At 51.1% G+C, this 18,715-nt stretch carries 15 protein-coding genes; 10 read left to right on the forward strand and 5 right to left on the reverse strand.

The window, feature by feature from the left end; genetic code table 11:
- Positions 1-198 precede the first annotated feature (198 nt).
- Positions 199-1,080, reverse strand: coding sequence for a hypothetical protein (locus MKX51_RS07800; RefSeq protein WP_340942518.1), 882 nt, complete (start codon positions 1,078-1,080; stop codon positions 199-201).
- Positions 1,081-1,242: 162 nt separating this feature from the next.
- Here MKX51_RS07800 and MKX51_RS07805 point away from each other — a divergent pair, with 162 nt between their 5' ends.
- The 4 genes from MKX51_RS07805 (at position 1,243) to MKX51_RS07820 (ending at position 4,435) form a co-directional block, all read left to right on the forward strand.
- Entirely contained in the window at positions 1,243-1,827 is a 585-nt protein-coding gene (locus MKX51_RS07805; protein WP_340942516.1) for a TetR/AcrR family transcriptional regulator, read from the forward strand.
- A gap of 77 nt (positions 1,828-1,904) precedes the next feature.
- On the forward strand, positions 1,905-2,804 hold the full coding sequence (locus tag MKX51_RS07810; protein ID WP_340991949.1) for an AraC family transcriptional regulator: 900 nt from the start codon (positions 1,905-1,907) through the stop codon (positions 2,802-2,804).
- Positions 2,805-2,858: 54 nt separating this feature from the next.
- Complete coding sequence (locus tag MKX51_RS07815; protein WP_340991951.1) at positions 2,859-3,791, forward strand: VanZ family protein; 933 nt, start codon at positions 2,859-2,861, stop codon at positions 3,789-3,791.
- A 38-nt stretch (positions 3,792-3,829) separates the two neighbouring features.
- Positions 3,830-4,435 (forward strand): DJ-1/PfpI family protein, encoded by a 606-nt coding sequence (locus MKX51_RS07820; RefSeq protein ID WP_340995554.1) that lies wholly within the window; start codon positions 3,830-3,832, stop codon positions 4,433-4,435.
- 58 nt (positions 4,436-4,493) lie between these two features.
- Here the strand turns inward: MKX51_RS07820 and MKX51_RS07825 are convergent, their stop codons facing one another.
- Positions 4,494-6,908, reverse strand: coding sequence for a transglutaminase domain-containing protein (locus tag MKX51_RS07825; RefSeq protein ID WP_340991952.1), 2,415 nt, complete (start codon positions 6,906-6,908; stop codon positions 4,494-4,496).
- A gap of 241 nt (positions 6,909-7,149) precedes the next feature.
- Between MKX51_RS07825 and MKX51_RS07830 the strand changes: the two genes are divergently transcribed.
- Positions 7,150-7,719 (forward strand): Uma2 family endonuclease, encoded by a 570-nt coding sequence (locus MKX51_RS07830; protein ID WP_340991953.1) that lies wholly within the window; start codon positions 7,150-7,152, stop codon positions 7,717-7,719.
- Positions 7,720-7,895: 176 nt separating this feature from the next.
- Here MKX51_RS07830 and MKX51_RS07835 read toward each other — a convergent pair whose 3' ends face one another.
- Positions 7,896-9,293: a SpoVR family protein gene (locus MKX51_RS07835; protein ID WP_340991954.1), complete on the reverse strand. Its 1,398-nt coding sequence runs from the start codon at positions 9,291-9,293 to the stop codon at positions 7,896-7,898.
- Positions 9,294-9,387: 94 nt separating this feature from the next.
- Complete coding sequence (locus MKX51_RS07840; RefSeq protein ID WP_340991955.1) at positions 9,388-10,305, reverse strand: ArsR/SmtB family transcription factor; 918 nt, start codon at positions 10,303-10,305, stop codon at positions 9,388-9,390.
- A gap of 227 nt (positions 10,306-10,532) precedes the next feature.
- Between MKX51_RS07840 and MKX51_RS07845 the strand changes: the two genes are divergently transcribed.
- From MKX51_RS07845 to MKX51_RS07855, 3 genes are all read left to right on the forward strand, one after another.
- A complete protein-coding gene (locus tag MKX51_RS07845) occupies positions 10,533-12,329 on the forward strand; it encodes a glycoside hydrolase family 2 protein (RefSeq protein WP_340991956.1) in 1,797 nt (598 codons plus the stop codon).
- A 32-nt stretch (positions 12,330-12,361) separates the two neighbouring features.
- Positions 12,362-13,480 carry a glycoside hydrolase family 88/105 protein gene (locus MKX51_RS07850; protein ID WP_340991957.1) on the forward strand — a complete coding sequence of 373 codons (1,119 nt, stop codon included), beginning with the start codon at positions 12,362-12,364 and terminating at the stop codon, positions 13,478-13,480.
- A 120-nt stretch (positions 13,481-13,600) separates the two neighbouring features.
- Positions 13,601-14,230 (forward strand): hypothetical protein, encoded by a 630-nt coding sequence (locus MKX51_RS07855; protein WP_340991958.1) that lies wholly within the window; start codon positions 13,601-13,603, stop codon positions 14,228-14,230.
- A 293-nt stretch (positions 14,231-14,523) separates the two neighbouring features.
- Here the strand turns inward: MKX51_RS07855 and MKX51_RS07860 are convergent, their stop codons facing one another.
- Positions 14,524-16,776: an FAD-dependent oxidoreductase gene (locus tag MKX51_RS07860; protein ID WP_340991959.1), complete on the reverse strand. Its 2,253-nt coding sequence runs from the start codon at positions 16,774-16,776 to the stop codon at positions 14,524-14,526.
- Positions 16,777-16,913: 137 nt separating this feature from the next.
- Between MKX51_RS07860 and MKX51_RS07865 the strand changes: the two genes are divergently transcribed.
- Both MKX51_RS07865 and MKX51_RS07870 read left to right on the forward strand, forming a co-directional pair.
- Positions 16,914-17,711: an AraC family transcriptional regulator gene (locus MKX51_RS07865; RefSeq protein WP_340991960.1), complete on the forward strand. Its 798-nt coding sequence runs from the start codon at positions 16,914-16,916 to the stop codon at positions 17,709-17,711.
- Between the two features lie 103 nt (positions 17,712-17,814).
- A complete protein-coding gene (locus MKX51_RS07870) occupies positions 17,815-18,591 on the forward strand; it encodes a GNAT family N-acetyltransferase (RefSeq protein ID WP_340991961.1) in 777 nt (258 codons plus the stop codon).
- Positions 18,592-18,715: the final 124 nt, after the last annotated feature.

Here is an 18,715-nt window from a genome sequence, read left to right on the forward strand (position 1 = left end):
GCCATCAGGCAGTCCTCTTGTCTGTCCCGGAGTTAATTAAGACTTGTACGCTCAGCCAAAAGGGAATATCCCAGGCCATGGTGATGGCTTAGGGATATTCCCTTTAGTCTAGCGAAGTGCCTGATTGGCGAATCCGTGCGGACTGGATAACCGGCAGTGTCAGGGGATTCTTTATCATCCTGAAGAACGCTAATTCTCCTAATCCTCCTGGGAGTCCTTAGGCTCCTGCTCCTTACCGCCAATCTTGAAGCTGAATTGGCCTTTATATTTGCCGAGCTGCCCGCCCACGCCGATGCCTGCGCCTTCGCCGCCGCCGAACTGGGCCTTGGCCTCAGCCCCGACCCCCTTGTTGCCGCCTAGCTGAACATGGGAGTCAAAACCGGCGCCTTGACTGAGACCCAGATGAGCACCCGCATCTGCATCTAGCCCGTGGTCACCGCCGGCCTGCGCGCCCATGTGAACATCGGCTCCCTGCCCGCCGCCGAGCTGGGCCTTGCCCTGCGCGGCGACGCCGTATTTGCCGAAGGCTTGGGCTCCGGCGCTCACTCCGAGGCCCTGCCCGTTACCTAAATGGGAATCACCTTGCGCTTCAATGCCATAGGAGGGGCTGCCAATATGGCCGCCTGCCTGAAGATCAGCGCCGCTGTAGGCCAGATTCCCGCCGGCGTGTAAGCCAATGCCGTGTTTGCCCCCGATTTCGCCTCCCGTATCGATATGAATTCCATTTCCTTCAGTCTGACTTGGTCCGGGATGGCCGTCCACCGCCTTGTTCGCGGCAGCCGGATGTCCGCTTTCCACCACCTTTTGCGGCTTGCTGGCACTCTGAAGCTGCTGCCAGCCGTCCATTTGGTCCTCCGCAGGGTCATTCTCAAGCTTACTTGGAGCGGCCGGGGGTTCGGAAGCCCTGACAGCCTGAGTATTCCCGGCAGCTGCAGACTTCTGAGCAATTCTCTGAGCGGTCTCCTCAGCGGTCTCTGAATGTACCAGGTAGTGGTAATGCGAATAAGGATAGGGCTGCGGCAGATGCCGATAGCCTGACGAATGGGCTGAACTGCTTGAATCTTCGTTCCTGTAATTCATGCGGGAACCCTCCATTCTTGATTTCATTACAATAGCCTATTCGTCGAAATGGGAAGTGATTCGTATCAGACCAATATAAAAGTACATTGTAATGGCTGCATGGCTGTGCTACATTGTGTGAATGAATTGAAAACGATTCACTCAGGCATGGAGGGCTTATAGATGGAAGATAAGAAGGCAGAGATTTTCAGATGCGGTACCGAGCTGTTCAGCTCCAAGGGCTTCAAGGACACTAATGTGTCCGACATCACCAAGCTGTGCGGATATGCCGTAGGCACGTTCTATAATTATTACGCCTCCAAAGAGAAGCTGTTCATAGAGATCTACCTGCGGGAGAATGAGGAGCTGAAGCGGAGCATGATGGCTAAGGTCGATGTGGATGATGAGCCAGCCAAGGTGCTTAAGCAGATGATGGAGCTTAATTACAGGGGGATGAATGAGCACCCTATCCTGAAGGAATGGTACAATAAAGCACTCTTCAGCAAGCTGGAGAAGGAATTCTATGCCCATGGCGGGATAGAGGGGATTCATGAGATGATGAACAGCGGCATGCTGGAGCTAATCCGGCTCTGGAAGTCCAAGGGGAAAATCAGAACGGATCTTGCGGACGGGATGATTCTCGCTTTGTTCAACTCTATTCCGTATATCGACATTCACAAGGAAGAGATCGGGGCAAGCCATTTTCCGCAGCTTCTGGATTATATAGTGGAATTCATCATGAAAGGCTTGACGGATACGCAGCGCTGATAATATAGCAAGACTGGAACGGTGCCGCATGCCGCTGTCTGCTATAATGTTTTCACCTATGTGGACCTGAAAGGCCGGTGGAGCAACTGAATTACAGCAGAGAGATCGGGCAGACGATTGATTATATTGAGGAGCATCTCATGGACCCGCTGACAGCGGAGCAGATTGCGGCGTATGCGGGTTATTCGCTGTACCATTTCTGCCGGATGTTCAGCCAGTCGCAGGATATGCCGGTCATGGAATATGTGCGCACCCGGAGATTGTCGCGGGCTGCCGTTGAATTGTTTAACGGGCGGAGAATTACGGAGATTGCGCTGGAATATGGCTTCGAGACACCCGGGGGCTTCGCCAAAGCCTTCCGCAAGACCTACGGCTACAGTCCCTCCCAGTATGCGGCGCGGATGAGCGGGTATCTGCGGGACAGGTTGGAGTATGAGATTAAGGCGTATATGGCAGAGCCGGTGAGGGTGGAGCGGCCTGCTTTTAACGTAGCGGGTTACGGGATTGAGACGAATGTGGAGGCGGGGAATGCTACGCAGGATGTCGCTTCTTTCTGGTATAACTATGAGGGCGATAATCTGGAGGATCAAATGTATGCGAAGCTGAATCCGCCGAAGCATGGGGAGGTCGGCTTATGTATACCGTCAGACGCTGGCGGTAATGCTGTGTATCTGCTGGGGGTTATAGTGGAGGACTTCAGTAAGGCCACTCCTGACATGCTTACGGCTGTTGTGCCTGCGGCACAGTATGCGGTATTTACGACACCACCGGTAGACGCTACCGATGAGGCGGGACCGGAGACTTTTGCCGAGGTGGTCAAGAGTACCTGGAGATATATCTTCGAGGACTGGTTCCCAGGCAGCGGCTACATGCATGACGAAGATAAACTGAACTTTGAGTTCTACGACGAACGCTGTCACGCCCGCGTGGATTCCGTGATGGAGATTTATGTCCCTGTACGGGAGCGGGTATCATGAAATCACTAACCGTTTAATTGTAATATGTGGAAAAATAGTATGAAGGAGCTAACCATGGTCAAACAACGCAAGATTCTACTAACAGTAACCGTATTGTACACGCTGCTTGTGCTTTATTTTATGTTCTTTGCTTTTGGCAGAGGAGAGGCTTCGGATCATACCGTTTACACCTTTATTTTCATGCCTGAAAACTTCCTTTTGCTGCCGTCTCCGTCTGATCTTTTTCCTCCCACCCTGATGGATTTGGTGGGCTTCGGGAACACACTTGCGTTTGTTCCTTTCGGTATATTGATTCCATGGCTGTACCGGGTCAGCTTCGTCCGGTTCATCACCTTGTTCTTCATCGCGATTCTTGTGCTTGAAACGCTTCAGGCCCTTACCTTCCTGGGCAGCTTCGATATCAATGATGCTCTTCAGAATTCGGTTGGTGCAGCCCTCGGTTTCGGGGCGTACAAGCTTGGCTTCCGTTACCGGAGCCTCGGGTGCAATCTGGCGGCAACGGCTATAGCGGGGTTGGTCCTTTTTATAGCTTTATGGGGACTAGGCGCAGCGGTAAACAAAATAATAACTAAAGTAGAGGGTCCGTTCACAGCGATCACGGAATGGACCGACACCTCGGGCAATTCATCCGCAGATAAACCGGACAGCATTCAAATCAACGGACAGAAGATGCCGCTCCGCTATAACCTGTATGGCGCTGAAGACGGAGATTCCAGAACATTCACGTACAAGTCTGAGGGTCAGACGACTTTCTGCTTCACTTTCGGAAACCCCGAACCCACAGATTATTCCGGTGAGATCAGTATTACCCGGGATGGCCAGGAATTCTTGAATTATACTGGAGATTTTCAGCGTACTAATCCTGAACAGTACCCTGTAGTATACGAGATGCCAGTTGAGCCGGGGCAAGAGCTGAAGATCACGATTAAGGACGAATTGAAAATATGGGATGTCGGGTATAAAAAGATGCAGTATATTTGGAACTGAGTGCTTAATCTTCCATTAGGAGAGGATAGGTGACGGTTATGAAAATGGCATTTGTTCTGTTCGACGGCATGACCAGCATGGATTTTGTGGGGTTCTATGAAGCGGTGAGCTGGGTGGCGATCCTGAAGGCGAAGGAGAACGTATCCTGGACCTTCTGCGCGAGCAAGGCGGAGGTGACGGATGACCGGGGACTGACGATGAAAGCCAATGAGGTATTGCCTGATCTGGGGACATTCGATCTGGTCTTCCTCCCGGGCGGCCATGTGACCCGGACGCTCCGCTACAATGAGGACTTCATAAGCTGGATACGGACGGCAGAAGGCGCACGTTATAAGGTGGCGGTCTGCACGGGTGCATTGTTGTTAGGTGCGGCAGGATTCTTAGAGGGGAAAAAAGCGACCACGAACTCGTCTGCCTACGATTTGCTCGCCCCTTACTGCGGGGAAGTCATTAAAGCCCGGGTGGTCCGGGACGGTGATACCTTCACCGGAGGCGGAGTGACGGCTTCAATCGACCTTGGCCTGTACCTGATCGAGTGCTTAGTAAATACAGACACTGCGCGACAGGTGCAACAAAAACTGGAGTACCCCTATTATCAGGCAGGTAACCTGAGCGATATTTACTATCCGTATGAAGAGGAATAATGAGGGTTCAGCAAAAAAGGCAAGCCCCGTAGCAGGGGGTTGCCTTTTTTGCTGTCCGTTATTGCCCGGCTGCAGCGTCCAATTGAACCGCTACGTAGCTTCCCAGCTCAACCATGCCTGCACTATCCAGCTTGGCGGCATCGTGTTGCTTGATGACTTCGGCGGTTTTTTGCATCAGCTCCGAGCTGTCGGTATTGCCCAGAACGCGCAGAACTACCAGCGTCTCGCCTTTCTTCAGCTGTTCGGCCAGCTTGGTCTTGTAGGCTTCCAGGGAATCTACTTCAAGTCCTTGCGTCACGTAATAATCATAGGCATTGCTGGTGGCCTTGAACAGAGGCAGCTCATGGTCCAGCCAGTAGGCCTTGTCCATCACATACTCTACATCGGAGGCTGTAGCGTCATTGGAGTTATAGAGCAGATAAGGAAGTCCGGTATTGGTGGCGTTATTGGTCGGGTCAACGTTGACCCATTCGTCGCCGATCTTCACCTTGTTCCAGGCGTGATTCACGCCGCTCATGGTTCCTGTGACGACCATCGAAGGGACCTGGACGAGATCCGAGAGCAGCTGGAAGGTATGGGCATAGCTCATGCATACGCCGACTTTTTTAACCAGTATGCCATAGGTATTGAAAGAATCGTTATACTTCGCATCTACTGTCTTGAACTCCTGCTCCATGGCATTCTCCAGAGCAGCATCGTCATAGGCGGTATTATCATTCAGATAATCGTAGATTGCCATCTGTTTCTCATCCGCGCTCATGCCTTCCTTGATCACAGCAGCGATTACTTTATCTGCCTCGGCAAGGATCTCCTTCTGCTTGGAGCGGATGGTCTCGGCAGAATCATCGTACTTCACAATCAGCGTCAGCTTCTCATAATCGTAGCCATAGCCGCGGAAGCCGAGAATGAGCGGGTTCTGGTAGACTACCTTCTCAATTACATCGACCAGGGTACGGGCATTCTGCGCCTCCGGGAAGGCTTGCAGCGAGATTTCGGTGTCGCCGTTCATCAGGGTCAATGCGAGATATTCCTCCAGCGCAGAGTCGGCATGAATCAGGTCTGCCCGTATCGTGGTGCCCGGTACCGCCTGTTTGTTGCCTTCCTCTACCTTGCTCTTCGTATTCTCTTTTTGCTGGTCGATGACATTATCTCCAGGTTCACTGGCGTTCCCGTTATCGTTGTCGATGATGGTCGGTACGTCCGGTGCAGGCACATAATCCGTGTTATTCTGCGGCTCCACATACCCGGGATTCGCTTTGTTGCTCTGGGTGGCGGCAAGACTGGAAATATCCGCTTCGGTCAACTGCGTAACCTGGACATATCCCTTAAGTGCAGTGCCTTGAATTGTGTATGGGACATCGGTTGGGCCGGAAGCCTTAAGAGTCACAGCTCCGGTGTCGTACATCACTGTTACTGAGGCTTTGGAGCCGTCAATGAACTGGACCGGAACGGTCTTGGGCAGCTCTTTGGCATTCTTGTACAATTTCAGGTTGATGTTATCCTCAGGAGCCACAGTGCGCGGCAGACGTTTGGATAACGCTACGGTATCTGCCGAACGGCTGAACCGGGATTCTTTGTCCCCCTGAACGGCAGTGACGTAATATTCCCCTTGGACATTATTATTCTGTACGCTCGTAATCATCTCATCTACTACACCGAGCGCACCGCGTCCGTCCTTCATGAAATCGTTATACGAAGTGCCCTTCACGGTTGCAATCAGCAGCGGACGCTGATCCGCATAGCCCTGCTCGGCGCCGCTGAGCGGCTCATTGATGTTCTCCATTGTAATATGGGAGGCGCTGTAAATATTGTAGCTCTCCGCGCCCGGAACTTCATTCCACACCAGAGTCAGTCTTCCGTCAGGACTGATGTCGGCTTGCAGCGTCGGCGTGGGCAGATCCGATTTCACCGTAAACGGAATAATCACCGGCTGCTTCAGCAGAGTAGGCGACTTAGCATCCAGGTCATAGTTGAGCCGGATGTAGTAGACAGGCGCGTTCCCCCAGGAGCTGGCTCCGGTAGCGCGCAGGGAATCGGAGGGAAGGACGCCGAAGCCGAGCGGCTTGATGGAGTATACGCTTTTGCCGTCAACAAGCTGTGAATCCTCAAGGGTCCCGACCTTACTCTCCGGCAGTGCCTTGATATCGGTATGTACGGATAACGTCTTGCCAATGGCTTCGGAGCCAAGATCGGTATTGAATCTGAAGATGAATTCCATATCCTGCTCCACATTATACATAGGCATGATGCCCGGACTGTGATCTGCTTCATCTGAATCATACTTCTGCTTCAGATCGTACACGGTCTGTGAAGCGTCCGGCGGAGGGTTCCCCGAAGTGTTCTTCGTCTCGGCAGTTGCCGTGGCGGCCGGGCTGGATGAAGGCGCTGGACTTCCTTCTTTGCTGCCCCCCATGCAGCCTGTCAGAATCACACACATGATGAGCAGCAGTATTGCCATTTGTTTCACTTTCACTAACGTCCTCTCCCGTCTGGTTTCTGTATGAGAGTAATCATGGACCATCCAGAATTACCCATTATAAATCACAGGAGATATATAACCCATTGGGATACTATTAAAACAAAATTGGGATAATTTATATTTAAGTATTTTTTGCAGCAGGGGATATGGGGGATGGGGCGCTGAGTATTGGCGGTGATTCATGTTATAATTCACTTACACGTAATCCGCTAGGAAGCGAAGGAGGCAGATCCAAGTGTCGAATCCGGATGAGCAGAGGCAGCATTCGTATCAGGATTGGTTGTCATGGGACGGTGTATGGGAATTAATTAACGGCAAAGCCTATAATATGTCTCCAACGCCTACAGCCCTGCACCAGTATGTTATAGGAGAGCTATATTTTGCATTGCGTACGCACCTGGAAAATAAGAGCTGTCATGTGTTTGTCGCTCCGTTCGATGTGTTCTTCAGCGAGGATGATTCTGCTGCAATGCCCGATCATGTCGTCCAGCCCGATCTGTCGGTGGTCTGCTCTAAGGATCAGATTACGAAGAATGGCTGTCACGGCGCGCCCACAATGATTATCGAAGTGTTATCTCCGTCAACGGCACTCAAGGACTTCAATGAGAAGTTCAATCTGTACCAGAAGTATGGCGTCCAGGAATATTGGATCGTCGATCCCGGCAACCGCACGGTTCATGTATATGCGCTGCAGGATGGCGTGTATCAGGTGAGGGACTTATTTTCGGAGCAGGATAGTGTGCGGTCGAATGTGTTTAAGGATTTTCAGCTGCCGCTGGGCAAATTGTTTGACCTCCAAATCTAATACAACAAGTAGAAACGGCTTCGCCGTCCTCTTAAAGGACGGTACCGTTTCAGTGAGAAATAGAAGGATAAGTTATCATGTGCAACGTATAAATTCTTATATTTTCAAAAACAAGCCGCAGCGTAATTGCACATAGCAACTACACTGCGGCTTATTGTGCGAAACCATACGTTTCTTTACATAAACTTCCGCTGCACCTTCTTGCCGTCATAGGTGAACATGGCGTTTTTGTCTTCCACAACGGTCTGCAGATGCACGGTCCGGCCCCAGAGGGCGTAGATATGCGGGAGCGTGCGCTCCAGATATTTCAGATCCAGCTCGATACTCTCATAGCGGTGGGCAATCAAGAGTTCGCCGTTCCGCTCATAATCGGCATCCTGGATGACGAGGTACGGGGAGCCGCCGTTCACCCGGGCCAGCACCAGCTGGTCGCGCACATTCTCCCACGCTTTATCGGTAATTTTCCATTCCGGTCCCTTTTTCTCGAATACATAGAGGTCCAGGTCGTTCACCAGCTCCTTCGACAGATAGCTGCGGATGAAGGAAATGTCGGAATCGAGCTCGCGCACCTCGAACATTTTGTCCCGGTCCCAGCGATTTTCGATGTCCTCGAAGATCTTCAGCCCCAGGTAGTACGGATTCAGGCTCTGGCGGGAAGGCTGCACCACCGATGAATTTAGCTTGGCGTATTCGACAGTCTCTTCGGCAGTCAGGTCCAGCTCGCGCATAATCCGCTGATGCCAGTAGGAGGCCCAGCCTTCGTTCATGATCTTGGTCTCCATCTGCGGCCAGAAATAGAGCATCTCGTCATGCAGCATCGTCATGATGTCGCGCTGCCAGTCCTCCAGAGCAGTAGAGTATTGCTGGATGAACCAGACGATATCTTTTTCCGGCTCCGGGGGGAAGGTGCGTTTGCCGGCGGTTTCCGGCACTGGCGGGACGTCATCACTCTTTTCCAAATCCCACAGCTCACTGTAAGCATTAGCCGGTCCAGGCCCGCCGGGAGGGGAGTCCTTGCGCTCCTTCATCTTGGCTTCGAGCAGATGGGTCTTGCCCAGCTTGCGCGGCTGGATCAGGCTGGGATCGATATGCTCCTGGATCGCCAGCACGGAATCAATGAAGCTCTCTACGGTGTCTGTGCCATAGGTGACGGAGTAATCATTGATGCGGTCAGCGGTGGCGGACATGCTCTCGACCATATCCCGGTTAGACATGGAGAAGCGCATATTGTTCTTGAAGAAGTCGCAGTGCGCCAGCACATGCGCGACAATCAGCTTGTTCTGCACCAGGGAGTTGCCGTCCAGCAGGAAGGCGTAGCACGGGTTAGAGTTGATGACCAGCTCATAAATTTTGCTCAGGCCAAAATCGTATTGAGCCTTCATTTTATGAAAAGTCTTGCCAAAGCTCCAGTGCCCGAACCGGGTAGGCATCCCGTACGCACCGAAGGTATAAATAATATCCGCCGGACATATCTCATAACGCATCGGATAAAAATCGAGCCCAAACCCGGAAGCAATCTCCGTGATCTCGGCAATCGACCGCTCCAGCGCTTTAATCTCATCATCACCGGGCATGCATCCATCTCTCCTTCCAGCTTGTGAACCGTTCTTCCTATGTATATGGGGGGAGGGGTGGGAGTATGATGGGCATGCCCAGCCCAAATATCCCTTATTCCGCTTCCGTATAGAACAGCTTAAGCAGAATATTCTGCGGATAATTTCCAAAGTGCTCCCCGAAGATGGTAAGTCCGCCTTTGTTTGTAGAATTCCCATCAATCCCAATCCTCAGCTTGATGAAGGGAGAGTCTTCGATCTTTAGCTCAGCGAGGGTGACCGATGATATTTTTTGACCATCTATTCCAGTATCCTTCTTGGTGACTCTTAAATGCTTCAAAAGTCCATACTGGCTTAGTTCGTTATCCCACCAGTTTGGTGTTAATTTCCCGCGCACATCTGAAAAATTACCCGGAGCCGTCCAGGTGCCTAAAAAAACATCGTTGATATAAAAGGCGATATCACTTGGCCAATTATTGTTGGACCCAGGAAACTCTGAAGATAGCTCCAAGGATAGCTCTAATAATTCTGCAGTAAAATTTCGGTTAAAATCATTCGGAATCATATATTCAACGAAGCCCTCCGCAAACCAAACTAAAGAAGCATCGATCCGGTCATTGGAGACGAAGGTCCGTTGATCATCTAACTTTCCGATTACTTTAGTCTGGCTGGCTAATCCACAGGTAGGGGTGACTGAAAAGTTAGAATAGTATCCCAGCTTGATTTCATTCGTAATGACTTTAAAAGGAAGATGGAGCTTTTGGGGGAGGTTGAGGGCAATATGATCAACGGCAAGCACAAAACTCTTCTTTCTGTTATCGGTACCCTCCAGGTTGTCCTGGAGCTTAATGATCTTGGCGTCCTCCAGTAACCGGATATGGCGTGACACGATAGCTTTGCTTAAGTTTAGCTTTTTGGCGAGCTCACTGACAGTAAGCGGTGTATGTAACAGTAGTTTGAGAATCGAAGCTCTTGTGTCAGATGCCAGTGCCTTTAGAACAGAAATACCATGATCATCGAGTTCTAAGAACATATGGACCTCCAATTGTTAACTTTTTGGTTTACAATAAACGATCTGGTTAAGCGCTGGTTTTATTTAGTATACCACAAAGTTGAAAATCAGGAATAACGCTGATAGAGCCTTGAAAGAACGCTTTCATCATGATAGTATTTGCTTGCTTGCGGGGGAGATTTATTGCGATAACCACAAAGAAGTTAACTTTTATTGTTGTGGACTACTAAGATAGGAGCTGAAGCTAGATGACACACAGGATGGAATATCCGCGTCCGCAGTTCGTCAGAGACGCATGGCTTAACTTAAATGGAACCTGGCAATTTGAATTTGATGACAGCAATGAGGGAGCAACGCAGCGATGGTTTGATCCAGGTGAGAGCTTCAGTCAGACCATTCAAGTTCCCTTTGCGTTTCAGACCCCTGCCAGCGGAATACACGATACCACTTTTCATGACTATGTATGGTATAAGCGCAATTTCACACTCGAGCCAGACTGGTATCAGAAGCGTGTGATATTACATTTTGGAGCGGTAGATTATCGGGCTTGGGTGTATGTGAATGGTCATTATATCGGCGTGCATGAGGGCGGACACACTTCATTTTCTTTTGATATTACGCATGCCTTAACCGGTCAGGAGGAGCAGGTCACGGTTCATGTGGAGGACCCTTCAACGGATGAGACTATTCCCCGGGGCAAACAGTTCTGGTTAGAGCAGCCCGAAAGCATCTGGTATACGCGCACGAGCGGAATTTGGCAGACCGTGTGGCTGGAAGCAGTCAACCCTGTTCATATTCAGCAGGTGAAATTTACGCCCGATCTGGATCAAGGAAGTATTGGAATTGAAGTGAAGTCTGAGGGGCATGGATCAGAAGAATTAGATTTGGAACTTCGTATTTCTTTTGGCGGAGAACTGGTTATTCAGGACCGGGTACGATTGTTACAGCCTATAACACGAAGAATGGTAGATCTGTTTGGTCTGAAAATATTCCGCACAAACTTTCACCGCGCCGGCTGGACATGGAGCCCGGAAGCTCCTAATTTGTTCGATGTGGAAATGAAGCTGTACGATCACGGGGTTGAGGTGGACTCTATAGAGTCGTATTTCGGCATGCGGAAGGTTCATACAGAGGATGGTATGGTCTATCTGAATAACAAACCGTATTATCAAAAGCTTGTACTGGATCAGGGGTATTGGCAGGAAGGATTACTTACGGCGCCAACGGACGACCATCTGAAGAAGGATATTGAATTAGCCAAAGAATTAGGGTTCAACGGTTGCCGTAAGCATCAGAAGGTCGAGGACCCGCGCTTTTTATACTGGGCAGATCAGATAGGGTTCCTTGTATGGGGAGAATGTGCGGCGAACGCCTCTTACAATAATGATGCTGTAGCCCGGTTAACCAAAGAATGGATTGAGATTATTGACCGTGATTTCAATCATCCCTCGATTGTGGCCTGGGTTCCGCTTAACGAAAGCTGGGGCATTCCTATGGTGAAATCGAATAAGCAGCAGCAGTATCACAGCTTAGCTATGTATAGTCTGATTCATTCCTTGGATGATACCCGGTTAGTGATATCGAATGACGGATGGGAAATGACACGAACTGACATTTGTGCGATGCACAATTATCAGCATGGCAGAGCAGATGAGCCCGATAAGTATGAAGAGTTCAAGCGGATTCTTTCTACAAAAGATACCATGCTTGCATCCAATCCATCAGCCCGCAGTGTGTATGCAGACGGTTATGAGCATCGGGGAGAGCCCATCTTGTTAACTGAATTCGGCGGGATAAGCTATAAGGCTGGCGCTGACGACGGCTGGGGTTATACCAGTGCACAATCTGCAGAGGATCTTGTTCTGGAATACGGAAGAATTATGAAAGCGGTATACGCGTCGAAGATTATTTACGGATATTGTTATACACAGTTAACGGATGTAGAGCAGGAGATTAACGGCCTGGTAGCCTATGACCGGACACCCAAATGCAACCTGTCGTTAATTAAAGAAATTAACGATCAATGGCATCTGCGGACCATTTAACCGGGCTTATTTAATAATAAGGAGCTGATGGAATGATGACAAACGAACTATTGCTTCAAAAGATCGGTCTGGTCGTAGACAGGCTTATGAACCTGGGCGGCAGCGACTATGAAAAGGATAAAACCGTGGTTCAGGCCGATACCAGGGTAGGGATTGTGCAACGTGATTTCGGCATTGAAGAATGGGATTGGCCTCAGGGCGTAGGTCTTTATGGTCTTTATAAGCTGCAGAACTACTACGGCGATACGCGTTATATGGAATTTTTTCAGAATTGGGTTTCCCGTAATCTGGAGGCGGGACTGCCTTCTAAAAATATCAATACGACAGCTCCCTATTTGCCTTTGGTGCTGCTCCTGGATCAGCTTGAGCCTTCCAGCGAACTGGAAGAGCTATGCCGGGAGCATGCGGATTGGCTCATTCATGAGCTGCCCAAAACCAAAGAAGGCGGCTTCCAGCATACGGTCACTGCCATCGGCAACCGGGATGGCATTCACCTGCACAATGGACAGTTATGGATTGATACGCTCTTTATGGCGGTTCTGTTCCTGAACCAGGCCGGGCGCAAGTTCAACCGGCCAGAGTGGGGGCATGAGGCTGAACACCAGATTCTGCTCCATATCAAGTATTTGTTCGACAAGCATACCGGCTTGTTCTTCCACGGCTGGAGCTTCGAACGCAATGATAATTTCGGCAGTATCTTCTGGTGCCGCGGCAACTCCTGGTTCACGTATGGGATCGTCGATTACCTGGAAGCTTGCCAGGATTCGATTAGTCCGGGTTTCCGGCAGTTTCTGGTTGATACGTATACTGCTCAGGTCAATGCCCTGGTATCCCTCCAGGCCGCTTCCGGTCTGTGGCATACCGTCCTGCAGGACCCGTCCAGCTATGAAGAGGTATCGGGATCGGCCGCAATCGCCGCAGGGATTATCAAAGGGATTAAAGCCGGTATTCTGGATGCCTCCTATCAGGCTGCGGCAGACAAGGCCATTCAGTCGGTATGTCAAAATATTAGCGCAGACGGCACCGTGCTGAATGTGTCGGCCGGAACCGGCATGGGGATGGATAAGGAGCATTACAAGAACATTGCCCTCCGGCCTATGGCGTACGGACAGTCCTTGGCTCTTATCGCTTTATATGAAGCGTTAAATTAAACAGCAGAAAGCCTGATCCTTGAGCATTTACGCCAGAGGATTAGGCTTTTTTTCACAATAAATTATGTTAAGATTACGTTAATTAACACTTGGAAATCGACGAACGGGGAGAGAGAAGTAATGACTGACTTCACAGCGATTCGGGACCTGTTCCACATTACGGAACCGTGCGGATTCGATAATGAATCGTTAACACCGTGGCTGGAACGCTACGGGCATATTCCTCAGGTGTTGCGGGCGTATTATACTGAGCTTGGGGCCCACTCTGCATTGAACGCAACTCAGGATTTTCTGGTTCCGCCTCACAAATTTCCGCGTTATATGGAAGAAGACTACTGCATCTTTTATACCGAAAATCAGGAAGCCTGCGTCTGGGGAATCCGTGCAGCGGATATGAAGCTTGATAATCCTCCCGTCTATGTGCGCAGCGGAGCCGAATGGGAGCGCCTGCGTTCTTCTGTCGAGGAATTTTTGCTGGCCATGGCCCATTTGCAGGCAGTGCTGGCGATGGAGTATAGCAGCGAAGAATATTGGGAGATCGATGAGGATGTTGCGGAGCGGATTGAGCAGAATTTTCCATCCCGCCAAGCGGATTCAGATTTATACACGGGGGTTCGTTTTTTTGGCCGGCCGGGTGAATTGATTATGATTATGAACAACAACGGTGGCCATCTGCTAATGTTCGCGGCCGAAGACGAGGAACGCCTTGATGAATTGTACAACCTCTTTGAGCAGTGGACGGATCAATAGCTCTTTCCGCGTCAAAAGGCCTGACCGCAGTCAGGCCCCGCTCAACATACATCAAACAGCTTTCATTCCATTTGAACTGGAACCAAGTTAAATTTGCAACTGTGGAGGAATCTGACTTCACAAAAGTAACATATACCGTATGGGTTCCTACTGCTGTTCCGGCATTGATCGGGATACTCTTAACTGACCATGTCTGCCATCCATACTTGTTTTAGCTGTACTACTGAAGTCCACATTTTAAATGCTATAGCCTTCCGCTTCAAATTTCAATGTGTTAAATTTAGTCCGCTCCCTTAACCATATACCCGCACCTCAATAATCTCCGCATACTCACTGCCGTTGGTATTGAGCACCACCACACGCAGGCGGTCTGTTCTCACAGCTTCGTGCAGCGTGTGTACCCGCTTGCGCTTGTGGTTGTCATGTTCCCAGGCAACTGCGGTCCATTTGCCGCCCTTGTAAGCTTCAATACGATACTCCTTAACGAGCGTTGGCAGGATTTCGTAAGGCGTAATATGATGATGCAGGTTGATCAGATCATCGTTGACATCGTCATTGAAGGTGATGTGTACCTGACGGATGGTAACCGGCTCGTTCCAGGCCAGCTCCAGCCACTCCGGCTGACCGGAGGCCATCCGGTCAGAGGACCACATATGCGGACCGCCGTACGGGCGGAGGTAGCCGTCGATAACTTTATCCGCAGCGAAGGCACTCGTTATCCCGGACAGGCGTAGGCATGGGGCTTGGCGATCAAATTTCTTCTTGTCCCACTGCACTACGGGCTGTGCAGGCGGATTCTCACCGAAATCCCGCGAGGCTGCGGGGGTCTCATTATGCCCGTAGGCGAGCATACCCGAAGCTGGCTCATCCGCCATATGCAGCGACAGTGCAGGATGGGCCTTCAAGATCAGGAACGCGTTGCGCGGTGACTCCGGCTGCCACTGAACCGGGAGCTTCACCCACTGGGCGGCTCCGGCCTGAACGGGAGCTGACGCGGACTGAATCAGCGTATGGGGAACATAGTTCTCGGGACGTCCGGTCTCCCATAGCTCGACCGTCAGCTCTGTTGCCTCGGCCGCATCGATCAGCAGCTCAATTCCGTCCAGCCCCGGATCGGCCGCAACGGTGATACCGATGTTCGCTGTGAGCGGGACGCTGAACGCGGATTGCTCCACGCCGAACCGGGTCCGCTCGCTGGAAGCGCTGAGCCCAGCCTTCAGCGCCAGATCGGCATCATCCTCGTTGCGTAGCCCGAGGACGGAAGCATCCTGGCGCAGCATCGTCTGCTGCAGCTCGTTCAGGTGGCCCGCATGGAGTTCGCGCGGCGATATTCCCTTGGCGGCGCAGAGTGCCGCGCCGGTACCAGCCGCTTCGCCAATGACCGCGCAGGTGGCCATGACGCGGGTCGTGCCGAACGCTACATGTGAAGCGCTGATGTCGCGGCCGGCCATCAGCAGATTGCTGACGTTCACCGAATACAGCGAACGGAACGGGATGTGATAGCTGCCGTCCGAATACATATGCTTCGAGCCTGACTCTGTAGCGTACACTCCCTGCGGCGGATGCAGGTCAATGGACCAGCCGCCGAACGCTACGCGGTCCGGGAATTCGCGCTGGGCCAGGATATCGTTCTGATTCAGGACATAATCGCCAATGAACCGGCGGTACTCCCGCTTGCCCGGAGTGGAACCGACCCATTCCAGTGTCATGTTGTCAGCGTCGAATTTGCCGGAGTTCTTAATATAGTCCCAGATCCCGTAGATCACAGACCACAGCTCGTCGCGGATGGCCTCATTGTCGTGAACAGTGTCCTGCTCGCCGCCGAATTCGATCCACCAGTAGGCGCAGCCGTTGTCACCGCTGCGGATGATGCGGCGCTCGGCAATAGAGGTTTGTGTAATATCCTTTGCCATGGCTGGAGCGATATATTTGACCGGATGACCTGCGTCCTTGGTATAGAAGAGCAGTGTGCTGCCGAGCGTAATATCATCTGCGATTAGCGGTGCCCATTCCTCATTATATTCTTCGCGTGCTTCACGGCCCAGCCGGTACTCTGCCCCTGCCAGGAAGCCTACCAGGCCATCTCCCGTACAGTCCAGAAAGACCGCGCTTTCAAAAGTAATTCTCCGCTCCGACCCCATCATCCATCCGGTCACGGACCGGAGGCTCCGCTGGCCGCTGCCATCCTCGAAAGCATCGACCTCATGAACATCCGTGTTCAGAAACAGCTGAATGTTCGGTTCGGCCTTAACCGCTTCAAGCACCACCATATCCCACAGATACGGATTGCCGTCTTTGTTGCGGTACTGGTTCTCCACAAACAGCTCGCCCATAATCCCCGTCTCACGGGCATACCGGTGGATACCGTGCGAGGTTGCACCGCATACCCATACCCGCACCTCACTGCTGGAGTTACCGCCGAGCACCGGACGGTTATTAATCAGCGCCACACGCTGGCCCAGCCGGGCTGCTGCAATCGCCGCGCATACCCCTGCCAGTCCGCCGCCTACCACTGTTACATCCGTGTTGACCGTTTCACTACGCATTGTTGAACCTCTCCTTTGGTGTGTGTTAATATATCCGTAGTTTCATGATAGGATAATCTATAATCAAATGACATGCATATAATTTCTTGATTTATACACTTTATTTCATTGAATAATGCATCTAAGGAGCGTCAGACATGCGCATGAATTGGTCGGTTCGTCCGGCAGTCTATCTGTATTGGGAGCAGAAAAATCAGTTCCTGCTGGAGCACGACACCTACCCCGTGTGGACCTTATTTGCGGTGGAGCAGGGACAATTCGCTTACCGCTTCGGAGACCACGAAGGGGAAGGAGGGTCCGGGGATATCATTGTATGTCCGCCGGGGACAACCTTTTACCGGAGAACAATTAGTCCGTTGACCTTTCATTTCATACAATTCGAATGGGAGGAAGAGGAGGGACCGGAGGACGCCGCAACGCTTGGAGGCAGATGGACTGTCCGGGATGTGGAGCGCCTGATGTCTACCTGCCGCTATATGCGGAGTATCGGAAGAGGGATTCAGGAGGAGCCGGGCTATAGCCGGATGAAGCATATGCTGGAGGATTTGTGGAGGCTGCTTGAAATTGAGCGCAGCAGTGCATCCGAGGAGCTGCGCTCTGGAGAGACAAGCCCGGGCCCGCTGATGCAGCAGGCTAAGCAATGGCTGCTGGAGCATGCCTGTACACCTATGACCCTGCAGGAGCTGGCGGCTACCCTTGCTATTACACCGGTACAATTAACGCGGCGTTTCCGTGCAGCCTATGGGAAGGCCCCTTCAGACTTCGTAACCGGACTCCGGCTCAGACGGGCCTGCCAGCTCTTGGAGGATTCAAGGTTGCCCATTGAGCTGATCGCCCAGCAGTGCGGTTACGAGAACGGCTTCTATCTGAGCCGGGTGTTCACGGCGAAGCTGGGATTAACACCATCCCGGTACCGTAAGCTGCACCGCGTATAATAATAACAATTGTATGGATCAACGAATTATATTATCATGTAATTAGCTGTTTATCTAATTTGTTGTAAACCATACTGTTTTCTCTAGAAAGGAACGTTTTGAAATGATCGAGAACGAAGCTTCTGCCATCGCCGCAAGAAATATAATGGATGCTGATCAAGATAACACTTTTCCCACATTTGCGTATTCGGTATTAGACCGTTACATTGACGGGGACATCATCATCGATAAGTCTTCGGCGCTGATCGGTACTTCTTCAGGCATTTATGCAGTGATGGGGGATGAGACTAATGATGATTTTGCACTCATGCTTATGCACGAATTCAAGCGCAGAGAGAAGCTTAATCAGAGGTTTACGTTATTTTCATCCTCTGAACGATGGGATCGAAGAATTAATGAGCTTTTAGGGGCGAAGCTGCAGCGGATGCAGAGGTATTCTTTTACATTCAATGAGCATCGTTTCATGCAATCGGGAAGAGCGGGTATACCGGATGGCTTCCGGCTGAACAGGACAAATGAGGAATCGCTTGAAGGACATAGAGAGTTCGATGCAGCGTACATCCGGAAATACTGGGGATCGGTGGAGCGGTTTGCGGACAAGGGCTTCGGTTTCTTTGTTACGGAACATGAAGTAATTGCAGGAGAGTGTGTCTCTATATTCTCGTCCGATCAGTATGCGGAGATTGATATTGTGACGAATCCTTTGTATAGGGGAAGGGGCGTGGCGGGGTGTGTTGCCGAAGCTTTTATCCTGGAGAGCTTAGAACGTCAGATCACGCCAAGATGGGACTGTGACCTTCACAATACGGCCTCCATCCGATTGGCGCAGAAACTACATTTTGCCGCTCCAGAGACCTATTCGCTCTATGCGAGGAAGTAAGGCTGAATTATTGTTGTAATATATTCATACAGCGACAGCCAGAGACGTTATCCGTCCTCTGCTGTCGCTGTTTCTGTTTGCAGGACAAGAAAGTATAAAAAACAAGAAAAAGAACATAGAAAGC

It is taken from the genome of Paenibacillus sp. FSL M7-0420 (assembly GCF_038002345.1).
Classification (GTDB): domain Bacteria; phylum Bacillota; class Bacilli; order Paenibacillales; family Paenibacillaceae; genus Paenibacillus_AQ.

Bases quoted from the DNA above. Each gene is read 5' to 3' on its own strand.
- MKX51_RS07800 (WP_340942518.1), bottom strand. From the start codon at position 1,080: ATGAATTACAGGAACGAAGATTCAAGCAGTTCAGCCCATTCGTCAGGC.
- MKX51_RS07805 (WP_340942516.1), top strand. From the start codon at position 1,243: ATGGAAGATAAGAAGGCAGAGATTTTCAGATGCGGTACCGAGCTGTTC.
- MKX51_RS07815 (WP_340991951.1), top strand. From the start codon at position 2,859: ATGGTCAAACAACGCAAGATTCTACTAACAGTAACCGTATTGTACACG.
- MKX51_RS07820 (WP_340995554.1), top strand. From the start codon at position 3,830: ATGAAAATGGCATTTGTTCTGTTCGACGGCATGACCAGCATGGATTTT.
- MKX51_RS07835 (WP_340991954.1), bottom strand. From the start codon at position 9,293: ATGCCCGGTGATGATGAGATTAAAGCGCTGGAGCGGTCGATTGCCGAG.
- MKX51_RS07840 (WP_340991955.1), bottom strand. From the start codon at position 10,305: ATGTTCTTAGAACTCGATGATCATGGTATTTCTGTTCTAAAGGCACTG.
- MKX51_RS07845 (WP_340991956.1), top strand. From the start codon at position 10,533: ATGACACACAGGATGGAATATCCGCGTCCGCAGTTCGTCAGAGACGCA.
- MKX51_RS07850 (WP_340991957.1), top strand. From the start codon at position 12,362: ATGATGACAAACGAACTATTGCTTCAAAAGATCGGTCTGGTCGTAGAC.
- MKX51_RS07855 (WP_340991958.1), top strand. From the start codon at position 13,601: ATGACTGACTTCACAGCGATTCGGGACCTGTTCCACATTACGGAACCG.
- MKX51_RS07860 (WP_340991959.1), bottom strand. From the start codon at position 16,776: ATGCGTAGTGAAACGGTCAACACGGATGTAACAGTGGTAGGCGGCGGA.
- MKX51_RS07865 (WP_340991960.1), top strand. From the start codon at position 16,914: ATGCGCATGAATTGGTCGGTTCGTCCGGCAGTCTATCTGTATTGGGAG.
- MKX51_RS07870 (WP_340991961.1), top strand. From the start codon at position 17,815: ATGATCGAGAACGAAGCTTCTGCCATCGCCGCAAGAAATATAATGGAT.